Source organism: Simiaoa sunii (assembly GCF_014337175.1).
In the GTDB taxonomy this organism is placed as follows: Bacteria; Bacillota; Clostridia; order Lachnospirales; family Lachnospiraceae; genus Acetatifactor; species Acetatifactor intestinalis.
In genome coordinates, this window is the sequence record NZ_CP060633.1 from 2,580,098 (window position 1) to 2,605,717 (window position 25,620).

General features: G+C 45.2%; 30 protein-coding genes. 2 read left to right on the forward strand and 28 right to left on the reverse strand.

Annotated features, from left to right (window positions below; translation table 11 throughout):
- Positions 1 to 27: 27 nt before the first annotated feature.
- From map to putP, 25 genes are all read right to left on the reverse strand, one after another.
- Positions 28 to 780, reverse strand: coding sequence for a type I methionyl aminopeptidase (gene map, locus H9Q77_RS11860; protein WP_022154294.1), 753 nt, complete (start codon positions 778 to 780; stop codon positions 28 to 30).
- Positions 781 to 836: 56 nt separating this feature from the next.
- A complete protein-coding gene (locus tag H9Q77_RS11865) occupies positions 837 to 1,478 on the reverse strand; it encodes an adenylate kinase (RefSeq protein ID WP_022154295.1) in 642 nt (213 codons plus the stop codon).
- A 166-nt stretch (positions 1,479 to 1,644) separates the two neighbouring features.
- Positions 1,645 to 2,958: a preprotein translocase subunit SecY gene (secY, locus tag H9Q77_RS11870; protein ID WP_249325704.1), complete on the reverse strand. Its 1,314-nt coding sequence runs from the start codon at positions 2,956 to 2,958 to the stop codon at positions 1,645 to 1,647.
- Entirely contained in the window at positions 2,958 to 3,398 is a 441-nt protein-coding gene (gene rplO, locus H9Q77_RS11875; protein WP_022154298.1) for a 50S ribosomal protein L15, read from the reverse strand. The genes secY and rplO overlap by 1 nt, the downstream gene beginning before the upstream one ends.
- A gap of 21 nt (positions 3,399 to 3,419) precedes the next feature.
- Positions 3,420 to 3,605 (reverse strand): 50S ribosomal protein L30, encoded by a 186-nt coding sequence (gene rpmD / locus H9Q77_RS11880; protein WP_022154299.1) that lies wholly within the window; start codon positions 3,603 to 3,605, stop codon positions 3,420 to 3,422.
- 48 nt (positions 3,606 to 3,653) lie between these two features.
- Positions 3,654 to 4,163, reverse strand: coding sequence for a 30S ribosomal protein S5 (rpsE, locus tag H9Q77_RS11885; RefSeq protein ID WP_022154300.1), 510 nt, complete (start codon positions 4,161 to 4,163; stop codon positions 3,654 to 3,656).
- A gap of 21 nt (positions 4,164 to 4,184) precedes the next feature.
- Positions 4,185 to 4,553 (reverse strand): 50S ribosomal protein L18, encoded by a 369-nt coding sequence (gene rplR / locus H9Q77_RS11890; protein WP_022154301.1) that lies wholly within the window; start codon positions 4,551 to 4,553, stop codon positions 4,185 to 4,187.
- Positions 4,554 to 4,573: 20 nt separating this feature from the next.
- Positions 4,574 to 5,116 carry a 50S ribosomal protein L6 gene (rplF, locus tag H9Q77_RS11895; RefSeq protein ID WP_022154302.1) on the reverse strand — a complete coding sequence of 181 codons (543 nt, stop codon included), beginning with the start codon at positions 5,114 to 5,116 and terminating at the stop codon, positions 4,574 to 4,576.
- Between the two features lie 130 nt (positions 5,117 to 5,246).
- The gene (gene rpsH, locus H9Q77_RS11900; protein ID WP_022154303.1) at positions 5,247 to 5,648 is read right to left on the reverse strand and encodes a 30S ribosomal protein S8; all 402 of its coding nucleotides are present in this window, start codon (positions 5,646 to 5,648) and stop codon (positions 5,247 to 5,249) included.
- Positions 5,649 to 5,882: 234 nt separating this feature from the next.
- Complete coding sequence (locus tag H9Q77_RS11905) at positions 5,883 to 6,068, reverse strand: type Z 30S ribosomal protein S14 (protein WP_022154304.1); 186 nt, start codon at positions 6,066 to 6,068, stop codon at positions 5,883 to 5,885.
- An 18-nt stretch (positions 6,069 to 6,086) separates the two neighbouring features.
- A complete protein-coding gene (gene rplE / locus H9Q77_RS11910) occupies positions 6,087 to 6,626 on the reverse strand; it encodes a 50S ribosomal protein L5 (RefSeq protein WP_022154305.1) in 540 nt (179 codons plus the stop codon).
- A 23-nt stretch (positions 6,627 to 6,649) separates the two neighbouring features.
- Entirely contained in the window at positions 6,650 to 6,961 is a 312-nt protein-coding gene (gene rplX, locus H9Q77_RS11915) for a 50S ribosomal protein L24 (RefSeq protein ID WP_249325705.1), read from the reverse strand.
- Positions 6,962 to 6,973: 12 nt separating this feature from the next.
- On the reverse strand, positions 6,974 to 7,342 hold the full coding sequence (gene rplN / locus H9Q77_RS11920) for a 50S ribosomal protein L14 (RefSeq protein ID WP_022154307.1): 369 nt from the start codon (positions 7,340 to 7,342) through the stop codon (positions 6,974 to 6,976).
- Positions 7,343 to 7,385: 43 nt separating this feature from the next.
- Entirely contained in the window at positions 7,386 to 7,640 is a 255-nt protein-coding gene (gene rpsQ / locus H9Q77_RS11925) for a 30S ribosomal protein S17 (protein WP_022154308.1), read from the reverse strand.
- A 30-nt stretch (positions 7,641 to 7,670) separates the two neighbouring features.
- A complete protein-coding gene (rpmC, locus tag H9Q77_RS11930) occupies positions 7,671 to 7,874 on the reverse strand; it encodes a 50S ribosomal protein L29 (RefSeq protein ID WP_022154309.1) in 204 nt (67 codons plus the stop codon).
- A complete protein-coding gene (rplP, locus tag H9Q77_RS11935; protein WP_022154310.1) occupies positions 7,871 to 8,302 on the reverse strand; it encodes a 50S ribosomal protein L16 in 432 nt (143 codons plus the stop codon). The genes rpmC and rplP overlap by 4 nt, the downstream gene beginning before the upstream one ends.
- On the reverse strand, positions 8,302 to 8,961 hold the full coding sequence (gene rpsC, locus H9Q77_RS11940; protein ID WP_022154311.1) for a 30S ribosomal protein S3: 660 nt from the start codon (positions 8,959 to 8,961) through the stop codon (positions 8,302 to 8,304). The genes rplP and rpsC overlap by 1 nt, the downstream gene beginning before the upstream one ends.
- A gap of 23 nt (positions 8,962 to 8,984) precedes the next feature.
- Positions 8,985 to 9,374 carry a 50S ribosomal protein L22 gene (gene rplV / locus H9Q77_RS11945; protein WP_022154312.1) on the reverse strand — a complete coding sequence of 130 codons (390 nt, stop codon included), beginning with the start codon at positions 9,372 to 9,374 and terminating at the stop codon, positions 8,985 to 8,987.
- A gap of 189 nt (positions 9,375 to 9,563) precedes the next feature.
- Positions 9,564 to 9,845, reverse strand: a complete 282-nt coding sequence (gene rpsS, locus H9Q77_RS11950) for a 30S ribosomal protein S19 (RefSeq protein ID WP_022154313.1) — start codon at positions 9,843 to 9,845, stop codon at positions 9,564 to 9,566.
- Between the two features lie 16 nt (positions 9,846 to 9,861).
- Positions 9,862 to 10,704: a 50S ribosomal protein L2 gene (gene rplB, locus H9Q77_RS11955; protein WP_022154314.1), complete on the reverse strand. Its 843-nt coding sequence runs from the start codon at positions 10,702 to 10,704 to the stop codon at positions 9,862 to 9,864.
- 79 nt (positions 10,705 to 10,783) lie between these two features.
- A complete protein-coding gene (gene rplW, locus H9Q77_RS11960) occupies positions 10,784 to 11,083 on the reverse strand; it encodes a 50S ribosomal protein L23 (RefSeq protein WP_022154315.1) in 300 nt (99 codons plus the stop codon).
- Positions 11,083 to 11,703 (reverse strand): 50S ribosomal protein L4, encoded by a 621-nt coding sequence (gene rplD / locus H9Q77_RS11965; protein WP_249325706.1) that lies wholly within the window; start codon positions 11,701 to 11,703, stop codon positions 11,083 to 11,085. The genes rplW and rplD overlap by 1 nt, the downstream gene beginning before the upstream one ends.
- A gap of 26 nt (positions 11,704 to 11,729) precedes the next feature.
- Positions 11,730 to 12,413, reverse strand: a complete 684-nt coding sequence (gene rplC / locus H9Q77_RS11970) for a 50S ribosomal protein L3 (protein ID WP_022154515.1) — start codon at positions 12,411 to 12,413, stop codon at positions 11,730 to 11,732.
- A gap of 152 nt (positions 12,414 to 12,565) precedes the next feature.
- Entirely contained in the window at positions 12,566 to 12,883 is a 318-nt protein-coding gene (rpsJ, locus tag H9Q77_RS11975; RefSeq protein ID WP_022154516.1) for a 30S ribosomal protein S10, read from the reverse strand.
- Positions 12,884 to 14,279: 1,396 nt separating this feature from the next.
- A complete protein-coding gene (gene putP / locus H9Q77_RS11980; RefSeq protein WP_249325708.1) occupies positions 14,280 to 15,815 on the reverse strand; it encodes a sodium/proline symporter PutP in 1,536 nt (511 codons plus the stop codon).
- Positions 15,816 to 16,116: 301 nt separating this feature from the next.
- On the opposite strand from putP, the gene H9Q77_RS11985 reads away from it, so the two are divergent.
- The gene (locus tag H9Q77_RS11985) at positions 16,117 to 16,908 is read left to right on the forward strand and encodes a DUF3800 domain-containing protein (protein ID WP_249325709.1); all 792 of its coding nucleotides are present in this window, start codon (positions 16,117 to 16,119) and stop codon (positions 16,906 to 16,908) included.
- 160 nt (positions 16,909 to 17,068) lie between these two features.
- Here the strand turns inward: H9Q77_RS11985 and H9Q77_RS11990 are convergent, their stop codons facing one another.
- Positions 17,069 to 24,010 (reverse strand): MBG domain-containing protein, encoded by a 6,942-nt coding sequence (locus H9Q77_RS11990; protein WP_249325711.1) that lies wholly within the window; start codon positions 24,008 to 24,010, stop codon positions 17,069 to 17,071.
- 251 nt (positions 24,011 to 24,261) lie between these two features.
- On the opposite strand from H9Q77_RS11990, the gene H9Q77_RS11995 reads away from it, so the two are divergent.
- Entirely contained in the window at positions 24,262 to 25,161 is a 900-nt protein-coding gene (locus H9Q77_RS11995) for a class I SAM-dependent methyltransferase (RefSeq protein ID WP_118551153.1), read from the forward strand.
- Between the two features lie 70 nt (positions 25,162 to 25,231).
- On the opposite strand, the gene H9Q77_RS12000 is transcribed toward H9Q77_RS11995, so the two are convergent.
- Both H9Q77_RS12000 and H9Q77_RS16755 read right to left on the reverse strand, forming a co-directional pair.
- Complete coding sequence (locus tag H9Q77_RS12000) at positions 25,232 to 25,366, reverse strand: ORF6N domain-containing protein (protein WP_330596118.1); 135 nt, start codon at positions 25,364 to 25,366, stop codon at positions 25,232 to 25,234.
- The gene (locus H9Q77_RS16755) at positions 25,320 to 25,448 is read right to left on the reverse strand and encodes a hypothetical protein (protein WP_330596123.1); all 129 of its coding nucleotides are present in this window, start codon (positions 25,446 to 25,448) and stop codon (positions 25,320 to 25,322) included. The genes H9Q77_RS12000 and H9Q77_RS16755 overlap by 47 nt, the downstream gene beginning before the upstream one ends.
- Positions 25,449 to 25,620 lie beyond the last annotated feature (172 nt).

A 25,620-nucleotide genomic window follows, 5' to 3' on the forward strand; every position in this document is an offset into this window, starting at 1 on the left:
ACGCATTATAATCGCAGTGGATTACTCTTAATACATGGTCAGGATCTCGGGCTCGCCGTCCGTGATCAGGACCGTATTCTCATAATGTGCGGACAGGGATCCATCCTCGGTGACAACTGTCCAGTCGTCATCCAGCCATGCCACATCCGGTCTTCCGATATTGATCATGGGCTCGATCGCCAGCGTCATACCTGCCTGTAACTTCAGTCCACGTCTGTGCTGTGCAAAATTGGGAATCTGCGGATCCTCATGCAGGCTAGTGCCGATACCATGGCCTACCAGATCTCTTACGATGCCATAACCAAAAGGTTTAATATAAGCATCGATGGCATTGGAAATATCATACAGGTGGTTGCCTGCCTTCGCCATCTCGATTCCTGCGAAAAAGCTTCCCTTGGTTCTCTCCATCAGGAGTCTTGCTTCTTCACTGACCTGACCTACCGGGAAAGTACGTGCCATGTCGGAATGATACCCCTTATAGATCAATCCTGCATCCAGACTTACAATATCACCCTCGTGAAGAATATGATCTTTGTGAGGAATACCATGTACGACTTCATCATTCACAGATACACAGATAGATGCCGGATATCCGTTATAATTCAGGAAGTTGGGAATACAGCCGTGGGCACGGATCAGCTTCTCACCCAGATTGTTGATATCCAGAGTGGATACACCGGGGTGTACTGCCTTCTCCATCTGGCTGAATACATCCGCCAAAATTTTACATGATTCTCTCATCAGCTCGATCTCACGCTGTGATTTGATTGTTACTGCCATTTTGTTCACCTTTCTTCTCCGGACATTCCTGCTGCTGTCAGTGTTCCGGATTTTGCTTAGCCAAGGATTGCTACGATATCCGCAAATACTTCCTTCATATCCTTGGTGCCGTCTACGGTCTTTAATACATTCTTCTTGGTATAGAAATCGATCAGCGGCTGGGTCTGGTCATGATATACCTTCAGGCGGTTCAATACGGTCTCCGGCTTATCATCATCACGCAGTACCAGTTCCTGTCCACACTTGTCACAGATGCCTTCCTTCTTGGGAGGAATGTGCTCGATATGATAGGTTGCACCGCAGGACAGACATGCGCGTCTGCCGGACATTCTCTTCACGATATTCTCATCGGGAACATTTACGTCGATCGCAAAATCAATCGCATCTCCCAGCTCGGTCAGTGCCTTGTCCAGTACCTCTGCCTGAGGAATGGTTCTGGGGAATCCATCCAGTACATAGCCGTTCTTGCAATCATCCTGTGCAACTCTGTCTAAGAGGATCTTGACGGTCAGTTCATCGGGAACCAGCTGACCCTGATCCATGTATTTCTTCGCTTCCATACCAAGCTCAGTTCCGTTCTTGATATTTGCACGGAAAATATCTCCTGTGGATACATGAGGAATTCCATACTTCTCAGCGATCATTTTTGCCTGTGTACCTTTACCTGCACCGGGTGCGCCTAACATGATAATCTTCATATCTGCTCCTATCTGCCTGCAGCTGCAGGCTCTGCTCTTCTATGGATAAGCTACAAATACAGCCCAACATTTATATTTTAACTTTTATGCGGATTTTTTGCAATAGATTTTCCCATAATACAAAAATAACCGGATGATCTTTAATCATCCGGTTACTGTTATGCTACTAATCTTCCAGGAATCCCTTGTAGTTACGAACAAGCATCTGAGATTCTACCTGCTTCATGGTCTCCAGTACTACGCTTACGATAATGATCAGGCTGGTACCGCCGAAAGATACGCTTGCACCGAACACACCGTTGAAGAAGTACGGGATCACAGATACAATGATCAGACCGATCGCACCGATGAATACGATATAATTCAGAATCTTATTCAGATAATCGCTGGTCGGCTTACCGGGTCTGATACCGGGGATAAAACCGCCCTGCTTCTTCATATTATCGGCAATCATCAAAGGATTAAATGTAATGGATGTATAGAAGTATGCAAAAAATACAATCAATACAATGTAAAGCAAAAGTCCCAGGGAATAAATCGGCTGGCTGGGTTTGCACCAGTAACCGGAATTCAGACCCTTGAGGATCTCTGCCCACACGCCGGTTCCGTTATATCCGATAAAGGAACAGATAATAATCGGGAACTGCATAATGGACTGTGCAAAAATGATGGGAATAACACCGGAAGTATTTACCTTCAACGGAATGTTGGAGGTCTGTCCGCCGACCATCTTTCTGCCCTGCATTTTCTTGGCATACTGTACCGGAATCTTGCGCACACCATCATTTAAGATGATAACCAGTACCACCATTGCAATAATAATTGCAAAGATGATCACTACAGCAAGAATTGCGGTTGCCGGAGCTTTTCCGAACACAAACTGCTCAAACAGATTGCTCAGGTCTTGAGGAAGTCTGGAAATGATGTTGATCACCAGTACGATGGAAATACCATTTCCGATACCTTTTTCTGTGATTCGTTCACCCACCCACATCAGGAAAGCACTACCGGCGGTAAGTGCTGTGATAGCGGTAATTACATTCAGAGCATTAAACTCGATCAGATAGCCCTGTCTGCCGAAACCGATTGCCATCGCTGTGGACTGGATCAGTGCAAGCGCTACGGTTACGTATCTGGTGATAGCGACCATTTTCTTACGGCCGTCTTCACCATCACGCTGCATTTCTTCCAGCTTAGGAATAGCAATTGTAAGCAGCTGCATGATAATGGAAGATGTAATATAAGGGTTGATATTCAATGCCAGAATAGACATGTTCAGGAAAGAACCGCCCGTAATGGCATCAAAAAAACTGAACGCACCGCCTGTCTGCTGGGCAAACCATTGAGAAAAGAACTTCGTGTCCACTCCGGGTACGGGAAGCTGTGATCCGATACGGATCACAACTAACATTCCCAGTGTAAAAAGAATCTTTTGTCTGATTTCTTTGATTTTAAATGCGTTTTTCAGTGTTGTAAGCATTACATCACCTCAGCAGTTCCACCAAGAGCCTCGATCTTTTCTTTTGCGGATGCACTAAATGCATCTACCTTTACATCAAGCTTTTTGGTAAGTTCTCCGTTTCCAAGGATCTTTACTCCATCTCTGGGGTTCTTAATGATTCCTGCTTCAACTAATGCGTTTACATCAACGGTAGCACCGTTGTCAAAGCACTCCAGAGCACTTACATTGATAGCAACGATTTCCTTCGTGTTTCTGTTTGTGAAACCTCTCTTAGGAATACGTCTGTATAAAGGCATCTGACCACCTTCGAAACCAGGTCTGGGAGCTCCGGAACGAGCCTTCTGTCCCTTATGACCCTTACCTGCGGTCTTGCCATTTCCTGAACCGTGTCCACGGCCTCTTCTAAAATTATCACTGTGTTTGGAACCTTCTGCAGGTCTTAAATTGGATAATTCCATTCCTAACACCTCCTTATCTGATTATGCTTCTTCTACCTTGATCAAATGATTCACCTGACGGATCTGTCCTCTTGTTGCATCATTATCAGGCAGTACTACGGACTTGCCGATCTTACGCAGTCCCATAGACTCCACGATTGCTTTATTCTTCGGTACAGCACCGATAGTGGACTTTACCAGAGTGATCTTTAACTTCTTGTCTGCCATACTCTACTCCTTTCTGTTGGCCCTGTCAACTTAACGGGAAGATCCGGCTTACGCCAGAACTTCCTCAACAGACTTTCCACGATTCTTTGCTACTTCTTCGGGAGCCTTGATCTGGCTTAAACCGGAGATTGTTGCAAGAACAACGTTCTGCTTATTGTTGGAGCCAAGAGACTTGGTACGGATATTCTTGATACCTGCAAGCTCACATACGACACGAGCGGGACCACCAGCGATGATACCGGTACCGTCGGGAGCCTTCTTCAGTAAAACGTTAGCAGAACCATACTTACCGATGAAATCATGGGTGATAGAATTGTTCTCATCCAGATTGATCTCTACGATGTGCTTAACAGCGTCTTCCTTACCCTTACGGATAGCTTCGGGAATTTCTACAGCCTTTCCCAGACCAGCGCCTACATGGCCGTTGCCGTCGCCGACTACTACCAGAGCGGTGAATCTCATATTACGACCACCTTTAACGGTCTTGGTTACACGCTTGATGGTAACAACTTTATCATTTAACTCTAACTGGCTTGCATCTATGATTGTGTGTTTCATGGTGTATTCCTCTTTCCTTTCCTAGAATTCCAGGCCAGCTTCTCTGGCTGCATCGGCTAAAGCTGCTACTTTACCCTGATAAATGAAACCGCCACGGTCGAAAACAACTTCCTTGATGCCTTTTTCGATTGCTCTCTTTGCGATAACAGTTCCAAGATATGCTGCTGCATCAACGTTATTGGTCTTCTCCAGCTCTGCCTTGATCTCTTTCTCAAGAGTGGATGCAGATACTAAAGTGTTACCAACTGTATCGTCGATAATTTGAGCATACATATGATTATTGCTTCTGAACACTGCAAGACGAGGTCTTTCAGCAGTGCCGCTGAAGCGGTTACGGATTTTCATGTGCTTTTTTGCACGTACTAACTGTCTGGACTCTTTACTAACCATCTTCATACTCTCCTTATCTATTATTTCTTACCAGTCTTACCAACTTTACGTCTGATGGTCTCATCGGCATACTTAATACCCTTACCCTTATAAGGCTCAGGTCTTCTCTTGTCGCGGATCTCAGCTGCAAACTGGCCAACTTTTTCTTTGTCGATACCCTTAACAGTGATCAGGTTCTGACCATCGACTACAGTCTCGATGCCTTCAGGATCGATCATCTCTACGGGATGAGAGTAACCAAGGTTCAGGGTCAGCTTCTTGCCGGACTTAGCAGCTCTGTAACCAACACCATTTACTTCCAGTTTCTTCTCGAAACCTTCGGTAACACCTACTACCATGTTGTGGATCAGAGTTCTGGTCAGACCATGAAGAGACTTCATCTTCTTCAGATCATTGGGTCTGCTTACAAGAACTTCTGCTCCTTCTACTTTAATATCCATCTCAGAGGGTAATACTCTTTCCAGAGTGCCCTTGGGACCTTTCACAGTCACTTTATTATTTTCTGCAACCTCTACAGTTACACCTGCGGGAATTGCGATTGGCATTCTACCTATTCTGGACATGCCCGTACCTCCTATAATTCTATAGAAAAACAATAGTTACACAGGAGAATTCCGCAAGGAATTCTCTTAGGGATGAAACTTAGATTTTATTAGTCAGCGTATTTTGCTGACTTAGAAAATCTTTTCATCCTTACCAAACGAATGCTAATACTTCGCCACCAACCTGAAGCTCACGAGCCTTCTTGTCGGTGATAACACCCTGGTTGGTAGAAATGATAGCAATACCCAGACCGCCGAGAACCTTAGGCAGATCTTCCTTGCCGGCATATACACGTAAACCGGGCTTGGAAATTCTCTTGATACCAGAGATGATCTTCTCGTTCTTGTCTGCGCCGTACTTCAGAGTGATGTGGATGGTCTTGAAACCACCGTCTTCAACGATGTCGTACTTCTTAATATATCCCTCATCCAGCAGAATCTGTGCAATAGCCAGCTTCATCTTGGAAGAAGGTACGTCTACGGTGTCGTGCTTTGCAGTATTTGCATTACGGATTCTTGTAAGCATATCTGCGATAGGATCGCTCATTGTCATGATTTAGTTTCCTCCTTATTCTTTGACTTGAATCATGCTAAGTACATACATTTTGTATATACCATCTATATTATAAGATTACTCTTATAAACTAAGTTAAAACTTTTCGCTCCGAAGAATTTCATAGGGATTTCTTTTCGTCTCGGAGAATTTTGCATAGCAAAATTCTCTTAGGAGCGAAACTTAGATTTTGTTAGCCAGCGTATTTTGCTGGCTTAGAAAATCTTTTCACTCTTACCAAGAAGCCTTCTTAACTCCGGGAATCTCGCCCTTGTATGCCAGTTCACGGAAGCAAACACGGCAAATTCCGTATTTTCTCAGTACAGAGTGGGGACGACCACAAATCTTGCAACGGGTATAAGCCTGCGTAGAGAACTTAGGTTTGCGCTGCTGTTTAATCTTCATTGATGTCTTTGCCATCAGAATTTACCTCCTTGATTACTTTGCGAAAGGCATGTTGAACAGTCTCAGCAGCTCACGTGCCTCTTCGTCGGTCTTAGCAGTTGTTACGAAAATGATATCCATACCTCTGGTCTTGTCGATCTTGTCGTACTCGATCTCAGGGAAGATGAACTGCTCTTTGATACCGAGTGCATAGTTACCTCTGCCGTCGAATGCGTTAGGGTTAACGCCTCTGAAGTCACGGACACGAGGAAGAGCGAGGTTAACCAGACGATCCAGGAACTCATACATCTTCTCGCCACGCAGAGTGGTCTTACATCCGATGGGCATACCCTCACGGATCTTGAAGTTAGCTACGGAATTCTTAGCCTTGGTCAGAACTGCCTTCTGTCCGGTGATAGCTTCCATATCAGCAACTGCATTTTCAAGGATCTTAGCGTTTTCTTTTGCTTCACCAACACCCATGTTGATAACGATCTTGTCGAGCTTGGGAACTTCCATTACATTAGCGTAACCGAACTTTTTAACCATAGCATCGACGATCTCATTGTTATATAAATCTTTCAGTCTGCTCACTTATATTTCCTCCTTCCTATTGATTAGTCAATCACTTCGCCTGTTGACTTTGCGAAACGTACTTTCTTGCCGTCTTCAACCTTGAAGCCAACTCTTGTGGTCTTGCCTTTTACAACAAGCATAACGTTTGAAATATCAATAGGAGCTTCTTTCTCAACAATACCGCCATTGGGGTTTGCCTGAGAAGGCTTTGCATGCTTTGTGATCTTTTTAACGCCCTCAACCAGGACTTTATGATTCTTTACGTCTACAGAGAGAACCTTGCCCTCTGTACCTAAGTCTTTACCGGCGATAACCTTAACGGTGTCGCCCTTCTTAATTTTCATTGTAGACATGTGGCAACCTCCTTATAATACTTCGGGAGCCAGGGAAACAATTTTCATGAACTGTTTCTCACGAAGCTCTCTTGCAACCGGCCCAAAGATACGGGTTCCTCTGGGAGTCTTGTCATCTTTGATGATAACTGCAGCATTCTCATCAAACTTGATGTAAGAACCGTCTTTACGACGAGCGCCCTTTACGGAACGAACTACAACTGCCTTTACTACATCACCTTTTTTTACAACGCCGCCTGGTGTTGCATCTTTAACGGAAGCAACAATCACATCGCCGATCTGTGCATATCTTCTGGTAGAACCGCCCATAACACGAATGCAAAGTAACTCTTTTGCGCCGGTGTTATCAGCAACTTTCAGTCTACTTTCCTGCTGAACCATGTTATTCCTCCTTCACCGCTTTCACGGTTTCTTACAAACTAATTTATTTAGCTTTCTCTACGATCTCAACAAGTCTCCATCTCTTGTCCTTGGACAGGGGTCTTGTCTCCATAACTTTTACGATATCGCCAATGTTGCACTCGTTATTCTCGTCATGAGCCTTCAGCTTGTAGGTGTCCTTTACGATCTTTTTGTAAAGGGGATGCTTAACATGCTCTTCGATTGCAACTACAATAGTTTTATCCATCTTATTACTGATAACTTTACCAGTACGTGTTTTTCTTAAATTTCTTTCCACGGTTTGATCTCCTTTCTACGCACCCACGCGTTACGCTCTAGCCTTCTCGGTGATAACAGTCTGAATACGTGCAATGTTTCTTCTTACTTCTTTAATTCTTGCAGTATTATCTAACTGATTGGTTGCGTTCTGGAATCTCAAATTGAAAAGTTCTTTTTTAGCAGCTACCAGCTCCTGTGCCAGTTCTGCATCGGACTTTGTCTTCAATTCTTCTACAAATTTATTTGATTTCATTCTGTCACACCGCCTTCCACATCTGCCTTAGCAATGATCTTACACTTACAAGGGAGCTTGTGCATAGCAAGACGTAATGCTTCACGAGCGTCCTCTTCGGGAACACCAGCGATCTCGAACATTACACGTCCGGGCTTAACAACTGCTACCCAGCAATCTACAGCGCCTTTACCGGAACCCATACGAGTACCGAGAGGCTTTACAGTTACGGGCTTATCGGGGAAAATCTTAATCCATACTTTACCGGTACGCTTGGTATAACGGGTAAGCGCAATACGGGCTGCCTCAATCTGATTAGACTTGATCCAGCAGGGTTCTGTAGCAACCAGACCAAATTCGCCATATGCCAGGGTGTTACCTCTGGAAGCTTTTCCGGCCATGGATCCACGGAACTGTTTACGACGTTTTACTCTCTTCGGCATTAACATTATTTATCGCTCCCTTCCATCTGATTTCCTTTTGTAGGAAGTATCTCGCCTTTATAAATCCAAACTTTAACTCCAACTTTACCATAGGTGGTGTTTGCTTCAGCAAAACCGTAGTCGATATCTGCTCTCAGGGTCTGCAGAGGAATGGTTCCCTCGCTGTAGAACTCAGCACGAGCGATATCAGCACCGCCCAGACGACCGGAACAGCAGGTCTTGATACCCATAGCACCGGACTTCATGGTTCTGCCCATGCAGGACTTCATTGCACGTCTGAAGGATACACGGTTCTCCAGCTGCTGAGCAATGTTCTCAGCTACCAGCTGTGCATCTCTGTCAGGTCTCTTGATCTCTTTGATGTCAACCATAACCTTCTTATCGGTTAACTTGGAGAGCTCTTTCTTGGTTACTTCGATCTCAGCACCGCCCTTACCGATCACAACACCGGGCTTAGCAGTATAGATGATAACCTTTACTCTGTCAGATGCTCTTTCGATCTCGATCTTGGAAACACCTGCACTGTATAATTTCTTCTTCAGGAACTTTCTGATGTTGTAGTCTTCTACCAGATAATCGGAAAACTCCGCATCAGCGTACCACTTGGAATCCCAATCTTTAATAACACCGACTCTCAGGCCGTGAGGATTAACTTTCTGTCCCATAAACTTTTCAATAGCTCCTTTCCCTACTTCTTCTCATCAAGAACGATGGTAATGTGGCTCATTCTCTTTTCGATTCTATAAGCTCTGCCCTGTGCTCTGGGCTTTACTCTCTTCATGGTAGGTCCTTTATTTGCATAGCACTCTGCGATGTAAAGGTTCTCGGTATTCATACCGTTATTGTTCTCAGCATTAGCGATTGCTGACTCAAGCAGCTTCTTGATCAGGCTGGAAGCATATCTGGGATTGTACTCCAGAATACCAAGTGCAGTCTGTACGTCTTTGCCTCTGATGGCATCTAATACGAAACAAGCCTTCTGAACAGATACTCTTGCGTAAGACAGCTTAGCTGAAGGTCTTGTATCTTTCTGAGCGTTTCTTTCTCTCTTAATTTGGGATCTATGTCCTTTAGCCATAGATTTGGTCCTCCTTTCAAACTGAAACCGCGCAACGCACCCGTGTGTATCCTAAGTGCTGCGCACAAAAATATCCTGTCTTCTTTCCTCTTAATATATAATTTCGAGGGAAGACCCTCGGGAGAGCGCATAGCTCTCCCAGCCATCTATATAAGATAGCATATTTTTAGCTCCAGGTCAATAAAATTATTATTTAACCTTGGATTTCTTCTCGTCCTTGCCGTGGCCTCTGAAGGTTCTGGTTGCAACGAACTCACCGAGCTTGTGGCCTACCATATCCTCAGTAACGTATACGGGAACATGCTTTCTACCATCATGAACAGCAATCGTATGTCCTACGAAGGAAGGGAAAATTGTAGAACGACGGGACCAGGTCTTAATAACCTGCTTCTGTCCTGATGCATTTAAAGCGTCGACTTTCTTTAACAGGCTTGCGTCTGCGAAAGGTCCTTTTTTCAGTGATCTAGCCATGATCTTTCCTCCTTAACTATTTGATTGCTCTGCCGTCACGTCTTCTTACGATCAGCTTGTTGGAAGCCTTCTTAGATTTACGTGTCTTCAGACCAAGAGCAGGTTTACCCCAAGGTGTGCTGGGGCCGGGACGACCGATACCGGTCTTACCTTCACCACCACCATGAGGATGGTCGTTGGGGTTCATGACGGAACCACGTACGGTGGGACGGATGCCCATGTGACGCTTACGTCCGGCTTTACCGATCTTAACCAGGCTATGATCAACGTTACCTACAACACCAACAGTTGCACGGCAAACCAGGGGAACCATTCTCATCTCACCGGAGGGAAGACGAAGAGTAGCGTACTTACCTTCTTTTGCCATCAGCTGTGCGCTGTTACCGGCGGAACGAACCAGCTGGCCGCCCTTACCGGGATATAACTCAATGTTGTGTACCTGAGTACCTACAGGGATCTCGGACAGAGGCAAGCAGTTACCTACTCTGACCTCGGCCTCTGCACCGTTCATAACCTTCATTCCGTCGGTCAGACCTTCGGGAGCGAGGATATAGGACTTGGTACCGTCTTCGTAGCAGATCAGCGCGATGTTTGCTGTTCTGTTAGGATCGTACTCGATACCGATTACGGTTGCAGGAATGCCATCCTTGTATCTCTTGAAATCAATTACTCTGTATTTTCTTCTGGAACCGCCGCCGCGATGTCTTACAGTGATCTTACCCTGATTGTTACGGCCGGAGTTCTTCTTCAGGGAAACACACAGGCTCTTCTCGGGAGAGGTCTTGGTGATCTCAGAGAAGTCAGAACCAGTCATGTTTCTTCTGGAAGGTGTATAGGGGTTGTATGTCTTAATTCCCATTACTGTATCTCCTTTACGATGATTTTTTGCGCGAGCACTTAAGTGCCGCATACTTGAATCTTAAGCAGTAGCTTTATTCTTACAGACCTGCGAAGATCTCGATCTCTTTGCTATCTGCAGTTAACTGAACAATTGCCTTCTTGGTCTTGGCAGTCTTGCCGGTAACCATTCCGCGTCTCTTGTTCTTGCCATCCATATTGATGGTGTTAACACTCTTAACCTTGGTACCTTCGAACATCTTCTCAACAGCCTCTTTGATCTGAGACTTGTTAGCTTCGGTGTGAACGAGGAAGGTGTACTTCTTCTCGCCCATGCCGGCCATGCTCTTCTCGGTAATAACGGGTTTGAGGATTACATCATAGTATTTAATATCAGCCATTATGCGTATACCTCCTCAATCTTTGCAACAGCATCCTTGGTCAGGACAACTGTCTTAGCCTTCATTACGTCGTAAACGTTGATGGTATTTACCAGGGTGGTATCTACATCAGCTACGTTTCTAGCAGACATAACTACGTTAACATCGTTATCAGCGATCACTACCAGTCCCTTTTCTACCTTTAAGTTATTCATAACATTGGTGAAGTTCTTGGTCTTGATCTCGTCGAATTTCAGCTCATCAACTACGATCAGGCTGCTTCCCTGAACCTTGCTGGTCAGTGCAGACTTCAGAGCTGCTCTCTTCTCTTTCTTGTTAAGCTTGAAAGAGTAATCTCTGGGAACGGGAGCGAATACTACGCCGCCGCCTGCCCACTGGGGAGATCTGGTTGAACCCTGTCTTGCATGACCGGTTCCCTTCTGTCTCCAGGGCTTTCTTCCGCCACCGGATACCTCAGAACGGGTCTTTGCTTTCTGAGTTCCCTGACGATTATTTGCAAGCTGCTGTACAACTGCCATGTGTACCAGGTGCTCGTTCACTTCAACACCAAACACTGCATCGTTTAATTCGATTGTACCAACTTCTTTGCCTTCCATATTGTAAACAGATACGTTTGCCATCTGATTGGTCCTCCTTTCGTCCTAAACTATGCCTCAACCTTAACGGTCTCTTTGATGGTTACTAAAGCTTTCTTAGGTCCGGGTACTGCACCCTTTACCAGAAGCAGATTCTTCTCAGCATCTACTCTTACGACCTCAAGATTCTGAACAGTTACCTTTACACAACCCATATGTCCAGGCATTCCCTTGCCCTTGAATACACGGCTAGGGGAGGAACATGCACCATTGGAACCCTGATGACGATGGAACTTGGAACCATGAGCCATAGGTCCTCTGTGCTGTCCAAATCTCTTGATTGCGCCCTGGAAGCCCTTACCTTTGGAGATTGCAGAAGCATCTACCTTATCGCCTGCAGCGAAAATGTCAGCTTTGATCTCTGCACCAAGGGTGTACTCCTCAGCGTTCTCAAACTTGAACTCTCTTACATATCTCTTGGAGCTTACGCCAGCCTTCTTGAAGTGGCCCTGCTCTGCTTTGTTAACACCATGTCTGTGTACGATCTGCTTCTTGCCGCTGGCATCCTTGTTAACAACCTTATCCTTCTTGTCAACGAAGCCTACCTGTACAGCACTGTAGCCGTCATTCTCCACGGTCTTTACCTGAGTAACCACGCAGGGACCAGCCTGAAGCACGGTTACGGGAACGAGCACGCCATCTTCATTGAAGATCTGGGTCATTCCAACTTTTGTTGTCAAAATTGCTTTCTTCATTTTTACCTCCTGTGTTCTACATAGCGGACCAAAGCGTTTCTGCGAAACGCTTAGAAATACGCTGTGCGTATTTCCCCGGCGATTGTTCATCGCGCTGTGTTCTTACGTCTAAGTAGAGGTTTTGTTGTTTTGGCTTTACTTTGAAATACTTATTAGTTGTTCTTCATCTTAATGTCGATGTAAACACCAGCAGGCATTTCCAGTCTCTGAAGAGCATCAACAGTCTTCTGAGTGGGAGCCATGATGTCGATCAGTCTCTTGTGAGTTCTCTGCTCGAACTGTTCTCTGGAGTCCTTGTACTTGTGTACTGCTCTCAGAATGGTAACAACTTCCTTCTTGGTAGGAAGAGGCACGGGACCACTTACCTGAGATCCGGTCTTCTTAACAGTTTCGATGATTTTTTTGGCAGATGCATCAACAAGCTGATGTTCATAAGCTTTCAATGTAATTCTCATTACCTGATTTGCCATAAAAAAAGTCGCCTCCTTTTCGCACTTTTGTAAGTAAATACTTACTTTTTGTACGGACAAGCGGTGACTGTACACTTTCCCGTGTGTGTCTGCGACCTTTGTGCAACGCTTTCTTCTCTCCGGCCATAAACTTACACGTTGTTACTGCTCAAGGCAGATGTTAATTGGTACAGTGACTTGCCGTCAGTTTTCTAACTTGACATTCGCTCCACGGAAAACCCGATCTCCATTACTGGGAACCGGCAACCTCACGCTTCACAGCTATCATGCCACAGCAAGGATTAGTATACATTGAATTTATGGGCATTGCAAGACTTTTTTTAAAAAAATTGTATTTTTTTTGATACAATTTCTTTTTGCTGTTTTGCACAGGTTCGCCACTGTATTTTTGTGAGTTTCTTCTTATATATAATATTGCCCAGTATAATATCGCCCAATATTTTTTATGGCAAATGAAACCGTTCCCCTGGATGTTCTCACGTGTCGATGGAGCTTATTACGGCAAAATCCTTATCTGCGCCCCGATGTCCTGCCAGCGACGGGGCTTATTACGGCAAAATCCTTATCTGTGCCCCGATATTCCGCTATTGACGGGGCTTATTACGGCAAAATTCCTTATCTGTGCCCCGATATCCTGCCAGCGACGGGGCTTATTACGGCAAAATTCTTATCTGCGCCCCGATATTCCAGTATCGACGGGGCTTATTACGGCAAAATCCTTATCTACGCCCCGATATCCCGGTATCGACGGGGCTTATTACGGCAAAATTCCTTTCTGCGCCCCGATGTCCTGCCAGCGACGGGGCTTATTACGGCAAAATCCTTATCTGTGCCCCGATATCCCGGTATCGACGGGGCTTATTACGGCAAAATCCTTATCTGTGCCCCGATATTCTGCCAGCGACGGGGCTTATTACGGTAAAATCCTTATCTGTGCCCCGATGTACAAAGGTGGAGGGTATAATCGACCTGGTTTAGTCTCACATACCCGCGTCTGTGAAAGTCGGTGGGTATAATCGACCTGATTTTGTCTCACATACCCGCGTCTGCGAAGGCCGGTGGGTATATTCGACCTGATTTTATCTCACATACCCGCGTCTGCGAAGGCCGGTGGGTATATTCGACCTGATTTTATCTCACATACCCGCGTCCGTGAAAGTCGGTGGGTATAATCGACCTGATTTTGTCTCACATACCCGCTTTCGCAAGTTCTGCTGGGTACAGATAGCTTGTTTCTGACTTCTATACCCTCGCCAACAAGTTCTGTTGGGTACAGATAGCTTGTTTCTGAATTCCATACCCTCGTCAGCACAAATACATAAAAATACTGACAGGCAGATATCTTCGCTGTCCATCAGTATTTTTGTCTGTCAATATTTACTTCGTAAATGATCGATTACAGCCGGTTTGCCTTCACGTCCTCGAACTCCTGCAGCATTTCTTCGGAAGGAGCCTTAGTAGCGAGGCTGACTGCGATGATAGCGATAAGTCCCAGCCCGAAGCCTACTACCAGGGAATACAATCCGGTAGCTTTGCCCAGGGTCTGTCCGCCCACGAGAGGAATATAATCCCAAATGATAACGGCAAGTGCTCCCGTGACAATTCCGGCTACCGCTCCGGGGAAGTTGGTTCTCTTCCAATATAAGGACATCACTACCAACGGTCCGAAGGCGGCACCTAAACCTGCCCACGCATTGGATACCAGTCCCATGACGGTGTTGTTCGGATTCCATGCGATGATGTAAGCCAGCACAGCTACTACCAGTACTGTGACACGGCTCACATTCATAACGGTCTTGTCATCCGCATTCTTTTTGAGCAGTCCCTTGAAGATATCTTCCGCTACGCTGGAGGCGCTGACCAACAGCTGGGAATCCGCCGTGGACATGATCGCTGCCAGGATACCACAGAGGAACAATCCTGCAATGAACGGAGCCCGCATCTCCATCGTAAATACCTTCTTGATCATCTCGATAAATACCTTCTCATTATTGCCGTTCACCAGCTCCGGCAGATAAGCTCTGCCCAGGATACCGATAAATACTGCAAATCCCAGGGATAATGCTACCCAGCTGATGGCAGTAGCCTTGGACTTGGTCATTTCCTTCTCATCCCGGACTGCCATAAATCTCACCAGAATATGGGGCATACCGAAATATCCCAGTCCCCAGCCGAGACCGGAGATCACGCTGACGATATTATTACTGCCGTCACCGTTCTTCATCAGATTCAGGAAGTTGGCACTGTCAGCACCGCTGGCTTCCAGACCGGCTGACAATGTAGTACCGCCGCTTGTCAAAAAATGATAAGCAAATAAAGGTACTGCCAGAATACCGACCAGCATCAGCATACCCTGGATAAAGTCTGTCACACATACCGCGGTAAATCCTCCGAGGAAGGTATAGACCAAAACTACCAGCGCACCGATGGTCAGTGCCACATGATAATCAATACCGAACACGGACTCAAACAACTGACCTCCGGCAGAAAGTGCGGACGCGCAATATACCAGGAAAAATACTACAATAGTAATAGAAGAAACCGTCATCAATACCTTCTTCTCATCATGGAAGCGGTTCTCAAAATAAGTAGGCAGTGTCACAGAGTTGTTGGCGCGGATCGTATATCTGCGCAGCTTCGTGGCAATGAACAGCCAGTTCAGCGTCGTGCCGATGAAAAGTCCGATGGCGATCCAGCCGTCACCTCCGACACCGGTTAAGTAAATAGCTCCCGGCAGCCCCATCAGCAACCATCCGCTCATATCCGATGCCTGCGCGGACAGCGCAGCGACGAAGCCGTTCAGCTTTCTGCCTCCTAAAAAGTAATCTTCGGAATTGTTGTTTCCCTTTGCGTAGAACGCTCCGATAGCGATCATCATGAGTAAATACAGCACGAATGCCACAATTACCCAGCCCAGCGTATTTCCTGTCATAATAGCCTCCTCAAATTTTTCTTCCTGTACATTTTCTGAATTGTATACAGTGATACGATTCATTATATACAAGAATTGGCTTATCGTCAACAAATTAGTTTGCTATCGCTGTAATGTGTGAAAGTCTGCTCTGAATGTTATTTTGTCATGTTGACAGGCTGAGAATAGTTTGCTATTCTCAATCTATAAGTAAATTTTCTATTTCAAATCTTATTTAATTTCAGTATTTTGGTGAATCACCATAGTTTTCATTATTAAAAATGAATGGCATTAAAATGTCTAAAATATGAAAGGGGAATTGATGAAAACATATATAGCATATTTTGATGAAACAGGGGATGACGGAGTAACAATAAATTCATCAGACCATTTTATTTTAACAAGTTTGTATATGCCTGCAGAGAGCTGGCAGCAAAATTTTGAAAAAATGCGTATTTTGAGAAGAGAATTGAAAGATAAATATGGCTTTCATGTATCAGAAGAGATGCATACAAAACATTTTTTGACGGATAAAAATCCATATCGTGAGTATCATTGGTCAAAAGAAACAAAACAAGATATAATAAAAGCATTTACGTTAACAATTGCAAAGATGGATTTAAAGATTGTAAATGTGATTATTGATAAGAAAAAATTTAAAGATAATAACTATCACGTTCTTGAAAATGCATTGAAATATAATATACAACGTATCGAGAATGACAGCGATGGGCAATGGAATTATTTAGTGATTACGGATGAGGGCAGAATAGCACCTATGAGAAAGACAGCCAGAGCTATACGTGCATTTAATCCGATCCAATCCAAATATTTGCCTGGGTTTGTCAATCATCCGATCAGCAATATGATCGAGGATATTATGGAAAAAAATTCATCAGAATCCTATTTTATTCAAATATGTGATTTCGTTTCATTTTTTGTACATTTATATTTCAAAATCGAAATTCGGAAAGAAGAGTTACCAAAACGAGTGGGAACTGTAATTGACAACCTCTTTGTAAAACGGGTTATGGTGACGTTAAAGGAAGCGAAAAAACTAAATTTGAAAGCAAATGAGACAAATATGTATGGATTAGTAATATATCCAAAATAAAACACCACCTACATCGCATTCGCGAGTTCAGTGGTTCATTTATATTATAATAAAAGCTAAGTATAGTGTCAATATTAAATGAAAAATAAGATTGCAAGACAAAAAGCCTCGCTACAGGTATCATCTCTGTAGCGAGGCTTCTATATTATTTACGTTATTCTTAGTTCTTCTTTCTTCTTGCCAGCATTCCAACGAGTCCGGTCAGGGATATCACAAAGAGCGTCAGCCAGATGCCGGAAGCATCTCCGGTCGCCGGAACCTTGTCCAGTTCCTGCGCCGGAGCGGCGGCGGTATTGGCAGCCGCACCTGCCGTATTACCGCTGTCATTGTTGCCGCTGTTATCGCTGCCATGATTACTGTCATTATTGTTGTTATTACCACTGTTATTGCCGGAGGTATTCGCTGCGACCGTAAAGTTAGTACCGGCGATACCATTGTTCCAGACGATAGCAAAGGTATGGCTGCCTGTAGCTAATGTCTTAAGATACTCTGCCTTCAGGGTAATAATGGTAGAGCCTTCTTTTGCTTCGTAGTTAGCAGGATCGAGTACTTTTCCATCTACCTTTACAGCATGGAACCTGGAAAATTCGCCGTTTCCGCGGATCACAACAGTGCCTGTGGTATTCTGTGTCCAGGAGCTGCCTGCCCCGTCAATGATCCGATATTCCGGAGAGATGTAAATGATCACATTAACTCTAACATCTTTATAGTTCTCCGAGGTAATGATCACAGGTACGGTCACCTTTTTGTCAATATTGTCTTTCGTCAGTTCGGACAACGCAAACTTCATAAGGCCGGTCGCATCTATAGTAATATCTCCGGACACAATTCCGTTGTCATTGGCATATGCGTCAAGTGCATAGCTTCTTGCGCCCGGTACAAGCTCCGCTAAGTTGATGGTCTGTTCGCCCTTCTTCGTGTACTCGAAGAATTCTGTAACGTCTTCTACTGTAAGATCCGCCTTCTCAATGGTCAGTGTACCCGCTTCAATCTCTGTTGCGGTGTAGTTCTTGCCTCCCGCTACGGACAGGATCACCTTATAGCTTCCGACGTTGGTGGGTGCTGTTTTCCTTCTGGTATAGGTAGTACCGGAGATACCCTCGTAGTACACCGTTACATCACCCATGTCGATCACACCGTTCTTAGTCTTCGCAGTCACCTCTTTCGGTTTGCCATCGTAGGTCTGCTTCCGGGAAAGCTCCGGAGTCACGTCAAAGTTATCCAATGCAGGAGTTGCCCTGGTAATCTTCCAGGTCGTGGTCGCTGTTCCGGTATAATTGCCCTTACCAGCGATGGTCAGAGTGATGGCATCATTTGCATTAATGAACGTATTACCCGCTTTGATGTCATAATCCGTGGGTGATGTCAAAGTCAAAATATTTGTATTTTCACCAAGTGTTACCGAAGCAATTTCCACTTTCTTCGCTATACCATCATAAGTAAAACTGTTGTTGCTCAGCCGGATTGTCGCACTACTACTGTCCTTCGGCTTGATTATGAATTTCCGGCTTGCGCTTCCCGTGTAGTTCCCCTGTCCGGTGATGGTCAGGGTCGCTGTATTCTCGCTGGCATTGATATTCTCGCCGTAGCTGAAGTCAAAGTCTGCGCCGGAAGTCAGTATAGTATTGCCATCCGTCACAACAGGTTGCGGTGTAATATCACTGCCGGTGTATGTCTCATCAGCAATCGCTCCAATCATATCCGCGGTAACAGCCTTCGGAGAAATGGTAAAGGGGTACGTCACCTCGCCGGTATAATTCTCGTTGCTGTCAGCTACTTTATAGGTCACCTTGTAAGTACCTGCATCTTTGGGTGCATTGCTGTTGCTATAGTTCGTACCATTCGCACTTGTACCCTCATACAGCACTTCCAGTTCGTCTGTAGGAACGTCGCCGCCGGTAACCTGCAATGTACCGGTCGGCTGAATCGCACTGCCGTCATAGGTCTTGTTCCTATAGTTCAGACCTTCGATCGTAACTGTCATCTTGTCCGTAGGATGGAAGATCAGAGTTGCCGTAATGTCATTGTAGTTATCGGAAGAAATGGTTACTGTGCAGGTCTGGTCCGTCGTGGAGGTAATGTTTGCCTTACTTTTATAGGAAAGTCCATATCCTCTAAATGAATGTATAATCCGATTAATGGTCACAATTTCACCCCTATCCTGTCTAGGACCAATAGTCTGAGCGTACTCCGGTGCCTGTCCCTCCGGGAAAAAGTCTTCTGCGTACAAAGTGTCCTCCTGGACATCGCTGCGGTTTCGCATAATATTTACCGTCTTGCTGACTGTTCCGGGGTAGGTTCCTTTAGCAATGGTAATTGTTGTGCTAGCGCTCTGGACATAGTAATAGTTATCATCGCCGGATTTCGTCGCCTGAACTGTAACCTCACCTACTTTGACAGGATGCAGTATGCCATCGATCATTGTAGCTGCACCAGTACCGTTTTCTACTGTGTAAGTCACCTCGCCAGTACCGCTGCCACCGTTAACAGTCAATTGCAGATCAGTTCCATAGATTGCAGAGGTAGAAGTTATGGTTAATGCTGCCTGATCTGCCTTGGTAATGCTTGCTTCATGTTCCAGTTTTAGATCTTTCGGAAGGATATAGTTTGTATTGCTTGTCATATCAGACGTAAAGGTCACCTTATTGGCTTCTGTTACATTTGCACTATTGTAAGCATAGGTACCTGTAACTGTAGGCACTTCATCATTTGGATCTGCTTTTGCGTTGTCCTTAATCTGCACTTTAGCTGTTGTACATGTAGTAGTGCCGTCATATTTTTTGGTAATCGGAGTATCTGTAATGAACTCTAAATCCTCTGCTGTCAGAGTCTTCGGCACAATCGTGAATTGTACCGTGGTATCGGCAAGCTTCAGCTCGTAGTTAGCTGCCTTGAAGCTGCCATTATCTGCCAGTTTAAGTGTACCTCTGGTAATCTCATAGCTTCCTGCATCTTTACCAGCTTTTCTTGACAATGCACCTGTAAAATCCGGTGTCTCACCAGCCATGGCACCTGATGAGTTATATTCCAGCGTAGGATCTGACATGCCATAGATTGTTGTCTGACCAGCCGTCGGTGTCACTGTGATCGTGGCTTTGTCGATAGTAAATGTTGTGCTTCCGCTGACATTATAGTTGCCACCATCTACATCCGTAATTTTTACGGTAGCGTTGCCAGCATTGATGTTATTCTCACAAGAAACACTGTACTCAGTGGAAGGAATCTCATTTATTTCGTCCTTTACAACCACAGCCGGAGTCTTTTCAGTGCCATCATATGTATATGTTCCAGTAACCTCAATGGTCGGATATGCAACTTTCTTGCTCACAATTTTGTAGGTTACACTGGCTGTTACGTTATCAATCGTAATCGAAGCCTGATATGTACCAACATCCTTAGGTGCTCCTTCAATACCAACATATCCTGTTTCTTTTAATTCCTGATAGGTAATAGCTGGTATAGTGGGCAAGCCCAAACCATCAGAATACTTATCATCCTTTGTTACCGTAGCGACTTTCTCGCTGCCACTGTAGATCAAATCCAAATCCGTCGGTGCAGTAACCGTATAGGTTGTAGCAAAATCACTTTCCAACTTACAACCATCCGCACTGCATTTGAATGTAATCTGAGCGCCTTCTGCAGTGGCTTGCCATTTGTGCTGATGAATTCCCAGGTACAGATTGCCATTTGCATCTTTGGTGACTACATAATTCTGATCTGTTGCATCGGATGTAAAAATCTTGGAATAATCCAGTTTAGGATTCGTCGCACCGGTGGCAATCTTGATGTTTGCATTCGCTGAAGGTTTAGCAGCTGTAGTGATGCCTATCTTGGCATTCGATGTCAGGCTTTTATCAATACGGATGACTGATTTGCCGAACAGGTTGAGATTCTTCGTTGTATTGTCAATGACCTTTGCATCACCACCAATTGTTAGCGAATCGTAAGACGAACCATCTACTCCGATTGTATTGCCGGTAATGCTGCCTCCGAAAAGCTTCACACTAGAACGATTGCTATATACTCCATAATCGCCTCCCTGAATCGTACCTCCATACAGACAAAGCTGTGCAGCATTCAACCCTACAACGAACGACTTTGTTTCGCTATGATTATCTATTATTTCTATTTTCCCCGAATGACCTGTGCTGCAATCACAAACCGCAAGCTTGTGCGAATTTATATCAAAGACACTATTATATAATTTTGTAGAAATTGTATGTCCGTTCAGACAGATATTTACATCGCCGCTAATCTCAATAGATCCGTCGAGTGTAATATCAGCAAACAGATAATAATTGCCCGCTGAAAGAGTATATTTATTATTATACGTGGACTTCTTTAAACTTTTTCCACCATATTGCAGTCTCTGGTTCTCGCTGTCATAAGTCAAAGGTATCCACAGGGTATTGTCATGATCTTCCTCTGTACAGCCCGTCTTACCGCAAACGGCATGCTCGTGCAACGTACCATTCATAAAAACAATGCTGTTTCCTATTAATTTCGATGCATAGCCATTATCACTATGAAAGCGTTCCGCATCCGTATCCTTCATTTGGTAGGAACTTTTGCCTTGCGCCACAACCTTATAGTCTCCCTCGCTAATTTCACTTGTACTTACACCAATATGTGCCTCACTATCCAGTCCGGGAGAGGCAACGTTGATAATCGTTCCGTTACAAGCGACATTGTTGGCTTTTATAGAGCTACCTTGCGTAAAGTTGCCGTTGATCACTGCTTTGCCACTAACGGTGAATGTGCTATCGTCGCCGGAATTTCCTCCACATAATTCCACACCGCCGCCACTTATTTGGGCACTATTACCAGTAATACTACCTCCGTTCATTGTGAAATTGCTTTTACGGCTTAAATACACACCGCCACCATAAAACTCTGCTGTGTTACTGGTAATCTTTCCACCATTCATTGTGAAAGAACACCCATCATACACATATACACCACCGCCGTATCTTTTATTAGAAGCAGAAGGTGCATCAGCTGTGTTTCCGCTGATCTCCCCTCCGTACATGGTGAAGATGCTATTGACATATATACCACGCCCTTCATTTCCCTCTTTATGGGTAATCTTGCCGTACTCCATCTTCCCACCCATGCAGTCGGTCAAAATAAACTGTGCAATATTTGATATCTTGATTACATCTACATTCGCATTTGCAGTGATGTTATGACCATTCAGGCAGAGTACCACGTTACCACTTTGAAGTTGCCATGTCTCGTTCAGGTTGATATCACACGTCAAATAGTAATAACCGCTTGTTGTAATTTCACTAAGTAAAGAGACACCCTTCCATGCCACGTTGGCGTGTTCGCTGTCATGGTCACAGGTATTACCGCAGATAGGATGTTGATGCAGCATACCATTGACAAGCAGGATCTGATCGCCCACCTGTTGAAATTCACAGTCACCAGTATTTTGGTTTTGGTCATTGATAAATGTGCCGTCCCTATAGCCACCATTCGCAGCACCTGTAGCTATGGCAACATAGCTGCCCACTGTCGGTAAATTCTCTGGGGTCACGCCGATACTGGCAGTGTTGTCAAATCCTCCTTGGCCAATGGCCATCGTCGCACCATCAGGCAGGTAGACGTTACTCGTTGTGTTACCAGAGACTTTAGCGGAACCGGATACTGTAAAATGACCCATATTACCATATGCGGATTTTACGTACACACCGCCTCCGAATTTATTAGCTTCATTACCGGTAATCTCGCCACCGGTCATATTAAAATTCGAACCCACATACACACCACCACCATATGTGCTCGTCTTATTGCCCTTAATTGTACCATCACTCATATTGAAAGTGTTGCCAACAATGTTCACTCCGCCGCCACCGCCAAAAGCCGTATTCTTGCCAGTAGCTTCGTTATTTTCAATAGTACCACCGCTCATATTGAAAACGCTCCCATCATAGCTATACACTCCACCGCCATATTCACCTGTGTTATTACTTATTGTTCCAGCGTACATATTGAAAGTGCTGTTTTTCTCCATGCACACACCGCCGCCTATACCTACATTTTCACTATTTGAAGTAAAGTTTTTGGCTTCGTTCCCGGTGATATTGCCACCATACATATTAAAGGTACCGTTGTTATACATCCTTACACCTGCACCCGTACGTGCTGTATTTCCAGTAATGCTACCACCGTACATGTTGAAAGTACTTCCACCCGCCACAAACGCACCAGAACCTTTATACCCATTGCTGTGAGTGATTTGTCCTTTGTCCTCGCAGTCACAGAGTGTGACTGTACTCCCAGCTTTTGGTACAATGACATTAGTATCATATTTCATGGTGATATTATGCCCATTTAAACAAAGTACTACACCGTTGACAGGTGTCCAAGACTCGCTCAATGTAACATCCTTCATCAGATAGTAGTTACCTTTAATCTCGGGCAGCTTAGATTCATTATTCCATGCTGTAAAGATGACTTTGTTCGTCTCCGTATGTCCGCCTACCCCATTACAGGTATCCTTACCACAGAGAAAGTGCGTATGCTGTTCCGCCACCATTATCAGTGCATTCATCGCCTCAGAAATGGCATGAAGTCGTGTCATATCCAGTTCTGCGATCTGTTCCTCGGTCAGTGACTCCATAGCCTCGTCAATGGCTTCCAGCTGCGCACTGACACTTTCTGCATTTTCCACCGTCACTGTCTCCGGCAGAGCGTCGATAAGTGCCTGTACCTTCTGCACTGCTGCCTTCTTCTCATCGTCTGCCGCGGTGTCCTGCGTGCCGGCATCATTATCGCTAATGCTTTCACCAGTGGATTTCACAGTATCGGGGGCTTCGCCCGCAGTGGGATCTTCCGTACCGGGAGTTGCCGCAGTGGTGCTCTTATCAGCCGGAGTCTCTTCCCCCGGTGCCGCCACTGCTTCTGCTTCCTTCTGCTCTGCCGCAGGGACTGCTACTTGCTGTTCTTCCGGCTCTGCCGCAGGGGCTGCTTCCTGCTGTTCCTCCTGCTCTGTCACCGCATCCGCTTCCTGTACAGCCTCCTGTGCGAATGCTGTCATGGGCAGTGTTGAGAAACAGAGAATAAATGCCAGTAACATGCTCAATACTCGTTTTTTCATACCGTTTTACCTCTTTCCGCTGGGCATAGTGATCCCCATTATCTTAAAGATAACGTACCACACTTTCTCGCAGCGGAACCAGGGGCTGCATGAATCGACCCAAATATGTCATGAATCGACCGAAGAGGACTTTAAATGGCTCAATGCGGTTCAATAGCAAGTATTCCTTGAAAAAGTCTTTCCGGTATTATATTCTATTATTATGTCCTATAAAAGTTAGTTACAAAGTATACACACAGAAAGGTTTCTATATGTGGATTGCAGATCATTGGAAAGATTACGAAGTGCTGGATACGTCCAGCGGAGAAAAGTTAGAGCGTTGGGGAGATTATATTCTCGTCCGTCCGGATCCCCAGGTCATCTGGAAGACGCCCCACGATCATAAGGGCTGGAAGCAGAAAAACGGTCATTACCACAGAAGTGCGAAGGGCGGCGGAGAATGGGAGTTCTTCCATCTGCCGGATGAATGGGCGATTCATTACACCCTGCCTTTTCAGAAGGAAGCCTCCGGCAAGACGGATCCTCTGACCTTCCATCTGAAGCCCTTCAGTTTCAAGCATACCGGTCTGTTCCCGGAGCAGGCGGTGAACTGGGACTGGTTCTCCGGCCTGATCCATGAGGCAGGCAGACCCGTGAAGGTGCTGAACCTCTTCGCTTACACCGGCGGTGCTACTGTATCCGCCGCGGCAGCAGGAGCTGCTGTGACTCATGTGGATGCGTCCAAGGGTATGGTCGGCTGGGCAAAGGAGAACGCTGCTGCCAGCGGGCTTGCCGATGCTCCCATCCGCTGGCTGGTGGACGACTGCATGAAGTTCGTAGAGCGTGAGATCCGCCGTGGCAACAAATACGACGGCATCATCATGGATCCCCCTTCCTACGGCAGAGGTCCCAAGGGTGAGATCTGGAAAATAGAAGATAATATCTGGGATTTCGTAGGACTGACCGCACAGCTTTTATCCGATGATGCGCTGTTCTTCCTGATCAATTCGTACACTACAGGATTGCAGCCCGCCGTGCTGTCCTATATGATGAATTCCACCCTGACGAAAAAGTTCGGCGGTCATGTGGAAGCCGAAGAGATCGGCCTCCCCGTCACCGAGAGCGGACTGGTACTGCCCTGCGGTGCTTCCGGACGTTGGCAGCGGAAGTAATCAGACTAGCATCATAAGCCAAATCAAGAAGGAGCCTCTGGTCGAGGCTCCTTCTTGATCACAGCCAAAGTCAGCAACTATCGCTTGATGATTGAATTCCAAACATAGAGATTCCCTGTTCTGTAAATACATAAGGAAGAGTCCTACGACCACCATAATTATTTTCGTCCTGTGCGAAACTTGAAATGCCAGTTTGGCATCTCAAGTTCTGATACTCCTCTTTCGTGAGCTGAAAACGAATTTGTAATACCATCCGTCTTTTTCGCTTCTGGTTTAATTTCTATCATAAATTCTCCCTATGACAACTTGAAGTGCCAGTCTGTTCAGACATTCTATGTTTATGAGATTATAGTAGCAAAAACAGACATACCTATGTCCCATACAAAGTACGTATATCGCGGTCAAAACCCCGCTGTTATTTTAGAATGTTGTAAATTTGGAATAAAAGCATGGACTTTC